The organism is Thiocapsa sp. (assembly GCF_011390875.1).
Lineage (GTDB): Bacteria > Pseudomonadota > Gammaproteobacteria > Chromatiales > Chromatiaceae > Thiocapsa.
Map to the genome: position 1 here is coordinate 1 of NZ_JAABRP010000358.1, position 3,016 is coordinate 3,016.

Below are 3,016 nucleotides of genomic sequence, written 5' to 3' on the forward strand. Positions count from 1 at the left end.
CGTGGCTGGGGCAGAGGCGGGCAGTCCCGGGGCGTCGTCAAAGAAGCCAAAGTCGGCGCCTTCCTGCGCCTTGAGGGCCGCAGGTGCCTGTGGTGCGGCGGCTGCCAGTGCGGTCTCGGCGGTGGCGTCCAGGTCCGTGATCAGAATGATGTCTTTGCTCACATGGAACGTGAACAGGTCCATCAGGTCGGTGTCGCTGGATGTGGTTTTGACGCGAAAGACGCGTTTGTCAGCTTGGTCACAGACCTGAATCTCCAATTCGCCCAGGCCGGGAATATCGCGGAACAGTTCCGCGATGCCATCGGCCTGAGCCGGGTGCTCCATGGGGCCAATGTGGATGTCGAGCGTGCGCTGGCTGGAGCTGGTGCGTGCGGGCGCAAAAGCAAACGGTGTGCTGCTGGGTGCCTGCACGGCTTCGAGTGGGGCGGCAGCAGGAGCTGGCGAGGTTGCTGCTGGCGTTGCTGGCGCGAATTCACCTTGGGCCAGTGCGCTGATGCGGCTCACCAGGTCGGCGGTGGCTGGCGATTCGACGCTCTTGCCCTGGTGTTGGCCCAGCAGCAGCTTGAGGGCGTCGGACGATTCCAGCAACACGTCCACCATGGCCGAGGTGGGCTGCAGTTCGTGGCGGCGCAGTTTGTCCAGCAACGACTCCATCTGGTGCGTGAGCTCGGCCACGTCGGCAAAACCAAAGGTGGCGGCGCCACCCTTGATGGAGTGGGCGCAGCGGAAGATCGCATTGAGCTCTTCGTCGTCGGCCTGCTCCAGATCCAGTGCAAGCAGCATCTGTTCCATCTGCTCCAGGTTTTCGCCCGCCTCTTCAAAGAAGATTTGGTAGAACTGCGTCAGGTCAAAATTGCCGCTGGCAGTTGCGCTGTCGTTCATTGTTTCACCCATGGGGGGACTCCTTGGCTGTGGGGCTCGCTCGGTGCCGCTCGTTCAGCGGATAACTTTTTGGATGACTTCAATCAGGCGACCCGGATCAAACGGTTTGACCAGCCACCCGGTTGCGCCTGCGCTGCGACCCGCCTGTTTCATCTGGTCGCTCGATTCGGTGGTCAGGATCAGGATGGGGGTGGTCTTAAACTTGGGGTTCTCACGCAGCTTGCGGGTCAGGCCCAGGCCGTCTAGGCGCGGCATGTTCTGGTCGGTCAGTACCAGGTCGATAGTGTGGGTCAGTGCCTTTTCGTAGGCGTCCTGGCCGTCTACCGCTTCCACCACGTGAAAGCCTGCGCCGGTGAGCGTGAAGGACACCATTTTTCGCATGGAGGCCGAGTCGTCTACGGCAAGAATCGATTGCATGGGGTACTCCGTGTTTCCAACAGATATCGACAGAAAAAGGTTCGGCTTGAGCAGTGCGCGCTCAGCTCAGAAGAGTTCAACGGAGCCCGCGTCCATTTCGCTTTGCGTCACGGGGCTTGGGCGGTCGGGCATGGGGTCCACGCCCAGCGGAATTTCGTCCTCGTCGGGCTCAATGACCTCTTCGGCCAGGCGCCAGGAGCATCCCTGCAGCACCTTGCTGGTGTGTACGATCAGCTGGGTGGCCATGTCGTGGAACTGCAGCTCGGTCACCGCCTGGTGCAGGCTGTGGCGGATGCTGATCAGGTCGTCGTTGTCTTTGCCTGCCAAGTTGCCCAGGGCGTGGTTGGCGGTGCTGAAGCGTTCCAGCAGGTTTCCGGTGGCATGGTCCAGAAGGCCTTCGAGGCGCTCCAGATCCGTCATCGCCATGAGCAACGAGTCCTGCAGGTCGGCCACCAGGTGCAGGGGCAGCGAGACGGAGGGGGGATTCTGCGGCATCATCTTGGGATCCAGGGTGAACGGTTTGGCGGTGCTGGGCAGTTCATGGGGTGGTGGGCGGTACAATTTTCACGGTCTGTGTGTTTCTGTATCGGCAGATAACCGGCCAAATTCAGTTCCACTTCGCTGCCTTGCCCACCAAGACCGCTGAACGCGGTGGTTCGTGCCACATTCATCACAACATGAGCGGAATGCCTGAGACGACTACCACCCCCGGGGTCCGAATCCTCCACTTGGAAGATTCCCGCGTTGACCACGCGCTGGTGAAGTTCGCCCTGCAGCGCAGCCAGATGGCCTGTGAGCTGATGCTGGTGGACACACTGGAAGATTTCCGCCGCGAGCTGGTGTCGGACCGGTTCGATGTGGTGCTGGCCGACTACCACCTGCCCGGCTTTACCGGCCTGGACGCCTGGGACGTGGCCCTGGAAGTGCGCCCTGACCTGCCGTTTGTGATTCTGTCGGGTGCGATTGGCGAAGCGGCTGCGGTCGAAGCCATGCACCGGGGCGTGAGCGACTACCTGCTCAAAGACAGCATGCACCGGCTGTCCCATGTGATCCAGCGGGCCATTGAGGTGAGCGAAACCCGCCGGGCCAAAGCCCATTCCGACGCTGAGCTGGCCGATTCGCGCAAGCGTCTGGCCGAACTGGCCGAGCACCTGCAGGTGAGCATTGAGCAGGAGCGTGCCGACATTGCCCGCGAAATTCACGACGACATTGGCGGCTCGCTCGCCGCCGTGAAGCTTGACCTGGCCTGGGTGGGCCGCCACGCCGAAGGTGAGGCCCTGCGCGAACATGTGGCCACTGCCATGGAAATGCTGCAGCACGCTCTGGGTGCGAGCCAGCGCATCATGATGAACCTGCGCCCGCCCATTCTGGACCAGGGCCTCGTGGCCGCTGTGCAGTGGCTGGCCACGGCTTTTGAGCGCCGCAACAACATGCGCGTGGTGGTGCGTCGGTCATCGGACACCATCGCAGTGCCCCACGAAGTGCAGCTGGTGGCCTATCGCACGGCACAAGAAGCGCTCACCAATGTGGCCAAGCACGCCAATGCCCGGGCGGTCACCATCGACCTGAGCGACCGCGAAGGCGTATTGACGCTGGAAGTGAACGACAACGGCCAGGGCATGGACAGCGAGGCCTTGCGCAAAGCCAAGTCGTTTGGCCTGCTGGGGCTCAAGGAACGTGCTGCCAAGGTGGGAGGCTGGCTCGACGTCAGTTCTTC

The 3,016-nt window shown here is 62.4% G+C and carries 4 protein-coding genes; 1 reads left to right on the forward strand and 3 read right to left on the reverse strand.

Annotation, left to right across the window (positions count from 1 at the left end; all coding sequences use genetic code 11):
* The 3 genes from GPT33_RS18360 to GPT33_RS18370 all read right to left on the reverse strand — a co-directional run.
* Positions 1-894: Hpt domain-containing protein (locus GPT33_RS18360; RefSeq protein WP_296811977.1), on the reverse strand; the 894-nt coding region annotated here is incomplete at its 3' end.
* Between the two features lie 42 nt (positions 895-936).
* On the reverse strand, positions 937-1,299 hold the full coding sequence (locus tag GPT33_RS18365; RefSeq protein WP_296811980.1) for a response regulator: 363 nt from the start codon (positions 1,297-1,299) through the stop codon (positions 937-939).
* Positions 1,300-1,365: 66 nt separating this feature from the next.
* Positions 1,366-1,797, reverse strand: a complete 432-nt coding sequence (locus tag GPT33_RS18370; RefSeq protein WP_296811982.1) for a hypothetical protein — start codon at positions 1,795-1,797, stop codon at positions 1,366-1,368.
* A 230-nt stretch (positions 1,798-2,027) separates the two neighbouring features.
* On the opposite strand from GPT33_RS18370, the gene GPT33_RS18375 reads away from it, so the two are divergent.
* Positions 2,028-3,016, forward strand: a 989-nt coding sequence (locus GPT33_RS18375) for a histidine kinase (protein WP_296811985.1), incomplete at its 3' end; no start/stop codon positions are given.